Raw genomic sequence first — 5,709 nt, forward strand, 5'->3', positions numbered from 1 at the left:
GAGGTTGGGCTTTCTGGGCTGTAAGAGCCTGACGATGACCTACTTTCACACGGGAACCCGCACTATCATCGGCGCTGAGTCGTTTCACTGTCCTGTTCGGGATGGGAAGGAGTGGGACCAACTCGCTATGGTCATCAGGCGTAACTTGTTGCTGTCGTGATCACATGATCAGGACAACGAATTCATAGAGTTTGGAATCAGCGCGCACTTGTCGTGCGCTGGCTTGAATGTATTTTTGAATGCGTCAACTTGGCATAACACCCTGATTCGGTATTTGAATCAAAGTTATAGGGTCAAGCCGCACGAGCAATTAGTATCAGTTAGCTTAACGCATTACTGCGCTTCCACACCTGACCTATCAACGTCCTGGTCTTGAACGACTCTTCAGGGGGCTCAAGGCCCCGGCAGATCTCATCTTGAAACGAGTTTCCCGCTTAGATGCTTTCAGCGGTTATCTCTTCCACACTTAGCTACTCGGCAATGCCACTGGCGTGACAACCGATACACCAGAGGTGTGTCCACTCCGGTCCTCTCGTACTAGGAGCAGGCTTCCTCAAATCTGCAGCGCCCACGGAAGATAGGGACCAAACTGTCTCACGACGTTTTAAACCCAGCTCACGTACCTCTTTAAATGGCGAACAGCCATACCCTTGGGACCGGCTACAGCCCCAGGATGAGATGAGCCGACATCGAGGTGCCAAACACCGCCGTCGATATGAACTCTTGGGCGGTATCAGCCTGTTATCCCCAGAGTACCTTTTATCCGTTGAGCGATGGCCCTTCCATACAGAACCACCGGATCACTATGTCCTGCTTTCGCATCTGCTCGACTTGTCAGTCTCGCAGTTAAGCACGCTTATGCCATTGCACTATCGTCACGATGTCCGACCGTAACTAGCGTACCTTCGAACTCCTCCGTTACGCTTTGGGAGGAGACCGCCCCAGTCAAACTGCCTACCATGCACTGTCCCCGATCCAGATAATGGACCTAGGTTAGAACCTCAAACACACCAGGGTGGTATTTCAACGTTGGCTCCACAAGATCTAGCGACCCTGCTTCAAAGCCTCCCACCTATCCTACACAGATCTGTTCAAAGTCCAATACAAAGCTACAGTAAAGGTTCATGGGGTCTTTCCGTCTTTCCGCGGGGAGATTGCATCATCACAAACATTTCAACTTCGCTGAGTCTCAGGAGGAGACAGTGTGGCCATCGTTACGCCATTCGTGCAGGTCGGAACTTACCCGACAAGGAATTTCGCTACCTTAGGACCGTTATAGTTACGGCCGCCGTTTACTGGGACTTCAATCAAGAGCTTGCACCCCATCATTTAATCTTCCAGCACCGGGCAGGCGTCACACCCTATACGTCCACTTTCGTGTTTGCAGAGTGCTGTGTTTTTAATAAACAGTCGCAGCCACCGATTTTTTGCAACCCATTCATGCTCCGTTGTTCACTTCACACTAATAGGGCACACCTTCTTCCGAAGTTACGGTGTCAATTTGCCGAGTTCCTTCTCCTGAGTTCTCTCAAGCGCCTTAGAATACTCATCTCGCGCACCAGTGTCGGTTTGCGGTACGGTCGTTGTTAGCTGAAGCTTAGTGGCTTTTCCTGGAACCTCGTTCAGTCACTTCACGGACAAGTCCGCTCGATCAATGGCCTCGGTATATGTGCGCCGGATTTGCCTAACGCACGCCTACATCCATCTAAACCGGGATATCCAACACCCGGATGACCTATTAAGATCCGTCCCCACATCGCACTAACAATCGGTACAGGAATATTGACCTGTTTCCCATCAGCTACGCATCTCTGCCTCGCCTTAGGGGCCGACTCACTCTACGCCGATGAACGTTGCGTAGAAAACCTTGCGCTTACGGCGAGGGGGCTTTTCACCCCCTTTAACGCTACTCATGTCAGCATTCGCACTTCTGATACCTCCAGCACGCTTTACAACGCACCTTCACAGGCTTACAGAACGCTCTCCTACCACTTGCAATAAATTGCAAATCCGCAGCTTCGGTAACTGGCTTAGCCCCGTTACATCTTCCGCGCAGGACGACTCGATCAGTGAGCTATTACGCTTTCTTTAAATGATGGCTGCTTCTAAGCCAACATCCTGACTGTTTTAGCCTTCCCACTTCGTTTCCCACTTAGCCAATTTTAGGGACCTTAGCTGGCGGTCTGGGTTGTTTCCCTCTTGAGTCCGGACGTTAGCACCCGGTGCTCTGTCTCCCAAGCTGTACTCATCGGTATTCGGAGTTTGCCTTGGTTTGGTAAGTCGCCATGACCCCCTAGCCAAAACAGTGCTCTACCCCCGATGGTAATACTTGAGGCACTACCTAAATAGTTTTCGGAGAGAACCAGCTATTTCCAAGTTTGTTTAGCCTTTCACCCCTATCCACAGCTCATCCGCTAGTTTTGCAACACTAGTCGGTTCGGACCTCCAGTACCTGTTACGGCACCTTCATCCTGGCCATGGATAGATCACTTGGTTTCGGGTCTACACCCAGCGACTGATCGCCCTATTCGGACTCGATTTCTCTACGGCTTCCCTATTCGGTTAACCTTGCCACTGAATGTAAGTCGCTGACCCATTATACAAAAGGTACGCAGTCACCCCTTGCGAGGCTCCTACTTTTTGTAAGCACGCGGTTTCAGGATCTATTTCACTCCCCTCCCGGGGTTCTTTTCGCCTTTCCCTCACGGTACTAGTTCACTATCGGTCAATGATGAGTATTTAGCCTTGGAGGATGGTCCCCCCATATTCAGACAGGATTTCTCGTGTCCCGCCCTACTTGTCGCAAGCTCAGTACCACACAGGTCATTTCACGTACGGGGCTATCACCCGCTATGGCCAGTCTTTCCAAACTGTTCCGTTATGTCTTGTGCTATCACTTGCAGGCTCTTCCGATTTCGCTCGCCACTACTTTCGGAATCTCGGTTGATGTCTTTTCCTCGAGCTACTGAGATGTTTCAGTTCACCCGGTTCGCCTCGCATGACTATGTATTCATCATGCGATACCTTTCGGTGGGTTTCCCCATTCGGAAATCTCCGGATCAAAGCTAATTTGCCAGCTCCCCGAAGCTTATCGCAGGCTATCACGTCCTTCGTCGCCTATCATTGCCAAGGCATCCACCACGTGCTCTTATTCACTTGACCCTATAACTTTGACTTCTCTTAGCGAGAACCCAAAATCGTTTCAAGGAATTGCCAGGTCTCTCACCTGGCGCGTTATGCCGTACTTCCAATTATCGATTTGACTCGAAATTGAAGTTTCTTTTGACGCAATCAAAAATTCTATGTTGCTGATGGCACGGTCCGCACCAAACCTTTACGAATGTGCGGTTTCCATCAGCAACGCTGATTCGACTCTATGAATTTTTAAAGAACAGCCGATTGATCAAGAGATCTTGATCAACAACAAAGAGGCCTCACGCTTTCGCTCGAAGCCGCTTTGGTGTTGAACTGATAAGTACCAGGAACTGGTGTCTGGCCATTGGTGGAGGATGACGGGATCGAACCGACGACCCCCTGCTTGCAAAGCAGGTGCTCTCCCAGCTGAGCTAATCCCCCAGGGATGTGTGATGCTGCGGATGGTGGGTCTGGTTGGATTCGAACCAACGACCCCCGCCTTATCAAGACGGTGCTCTAACCAACTGAGCTACAGACCCAAGCCGGAGAACGCTTCGGACCAAGCCTCAACGCTCAGTCGCCGGGCGACAACCTTCCAACAACCGATAAGTGTGGGCGTTCAAATGAACTTGCTGTTTCCAGAAAGGAGGTGATCCAGCCGCACCTTCCGATACGGCTACCTTGTTACGACTTCACCCCAGTCACGAACCCTGCCGTGGTAATCGCCCTCCTTGCGGTTAGGCTAACTACTTCTGGCAGAACCCGCTCCCATGGTGTGACGGGCGGTGTGTACAAGACCCGGGAACGTATTCACCGTGACATTCTGATCCACGATTACTAGCGATTCCGACTTCACGCAGTCGAGTTGCAGACTGCGATCCGGACTACGACTGGTTTTATGGGATTAGCTCCCCCTCGCGGGTTGGCAACCCTTTGTACCAGCCATTGTATGACGTGTGTAGCCCCACCTATAAGGGCCATGAGGACTTGACGTCATCCCCACCTTCCTCCGGTTTGTCACCGGCAGTCTCATTAGAGTGCCCAACTGAATGTAGCAACTAATGACAAGGGTTGCGCTCGTTGCGGGACTTAACCCAACATCTCACGACACGAGCTGACGACAGCCATGCAGCACCTGTGTTACGGCTCTCTTTCGAGCACTAAGCCATCTCTGGCAAATTCCGTACATGTCAAAGGTGGGTAAGGTTTTTCGCGTTGCATCGAATTAAACCACATCATCCACCGCTTGTGCGGGTCCCCGTCAATTCCTTTGAGTTTCAACCTTGCGGCCGTACTCCCCAGGCGGTCAACTTCACGCGTTAGCTTCGTTACTGAGTCAGTGAAGACCCAACAACCAGTTGACATCGTTTAGGGCGTGGACTACCAGGGTATCTAATCCTGTTTGCTCCCCACGCTTTCGTGCATGAGCGTCAGTACAGGTCCAGGGGATTGCCTTCGCCATCGGTGTTCCTCCGCATATCTACGCATTTCACTGCTACACGCGGAATTCCATCCCCCTCTACCGTACTCTAGCTATGCAGTCACAGATGCAGTTCCCAGGTTGAGCCCGGGGATTTCACAACTGTCTTACATAACCGCCTGCGCACGCTTTACGCCCAGTAATTCCGATTAACGCTTGCACCCTACGTATTACCGCGGCTGCTGGCACGTAGTTAGCCGGTGCTTATTCTTACGGTACCGTCATGATCCCCCTTTATTAGAAGGAGACTTTTCGTTCCGTACAAAAGCAGTTTACAACCCGAAGGCCTTCATCCTGCACGCGGCATGGCTGGATCAGGCTTGCGCCCATTGTCCAAAATTCCCCACTGCTGCCTCCCGTAGGAGTCTGGGCCGTGTCTCAGTCCCAGTGTGGCTGGTCGTCCTCTCAGACCAGCTACAGATCGTCGGCTTGGTGAGCCTTTACCCCACCAACTACCTAATCTGCCATCGGCCGCTCCATTCGCGCAAGGCCTTGCGGTCCCCTGCTTTCATCCGTAGATCGTATGCGGTATTAGCACAGCTTTCGCTGCGTTATCCCCCACGATTGGGCACGTTCCGATGTATTACTCACCCGTTCGCCACTCGCCGCCAGGATTGCTCCCGCGCTGCCGTTCGACTTGCATGTGTAAGGCATGCCGCCAGCGTTCAATCTGAGCCAGGATCAAACTCTATAGTTCGATCTTGATTTGCGCCCCATCTCGCGATGAGGCAAAACTCATAAAAAAAAGAAATTGAAGTGAACTTCACTTCTATTCTCATGAGCGTTTAAAGTCTTGCGACTTGTTCCGAAGCACTTGGCAAGTTGCCTTCAAACGCCCACGCTTATCGGCTGTAAATTTTTAAGGATCCCAAGCAAATCAACATCTCTGTCAACCCGCTTTTTGCTTCGTTCGCTGCGATCAGCGAAGCCTGCCAGTCTAACACGTTTTTTACAACCCGGTCAAACTAATTTCGCTTTCTTCAGCTTCTTTCTGCATCCGATCACCAGGGCAATCAGTGCTGAAGCCGTTTCAGCGAAGCTCTCGATTATGACCCAGATTTTTACTCTTCGTCAAGCCCGAGGGACTTTTTTCT

2 tRNA genes and 3 rRNA genes are annotated in these 5,709 nt (G+C 51.4%); all 5 read right to left on the minus strand.

The annotated features are described in order from the left end of the window. Positions 1-26: 26 nt before the first annotated feature. The 5 genes from rrf to WKW82_RS40105 all read right to left on the minus strand — a co-directional run bounded on the left by rrf (position 27) and on the right by WKW82_RS40105 (position 5,312). A 5S ribosomal RNA gene (gene rrf / locus WKW82_RS40085) occupies positions 27-139 on the minus strand. Between the two features lie 150 nt (positions 140-289). After that, positions 290-3,162, minus strand: a 23S ribosomal RNA gene (locus tag WKW82_RS40090). A 338-nt stretch (positions 3,163-3,500) separates the two neighbouring features. Beyond that, positions 3,501-3,576 (minus strand) — tRNA-Ala (locus WKW82_RS40095). Between the two features lie 21 nt (positions 3,577-3,597). Then, positions 3,598-3,674, minus strand: a tRNA-Ile gene (locus WKW82_RS40100). Between the two features lie 103 nt (positions 3,675-3,777). Continuing rightward, positions 3,778-5,312 (minus strand): 16S ribosomal RNA (locus WKW82_RS40105). The 16S, 23S and 5S rRNA genes sit together here with 2 tRNA genes alongside, the layout of an rRNA operon. Positions 5,313-5,709 lie beyond the last annotated feature (397 nt).

Origin of the sequence: Variovorax rhizosphaerae (assembly GCF_037889975.1) — a bacterium.
Classification (GTDB): domain Bacteria; phylum Pseudomonadota; class Gammaproteobacteria; order Burkholderiales; family Burkholderiaceae_C; genus Variovorax; species Variovorax rhizosphaerae.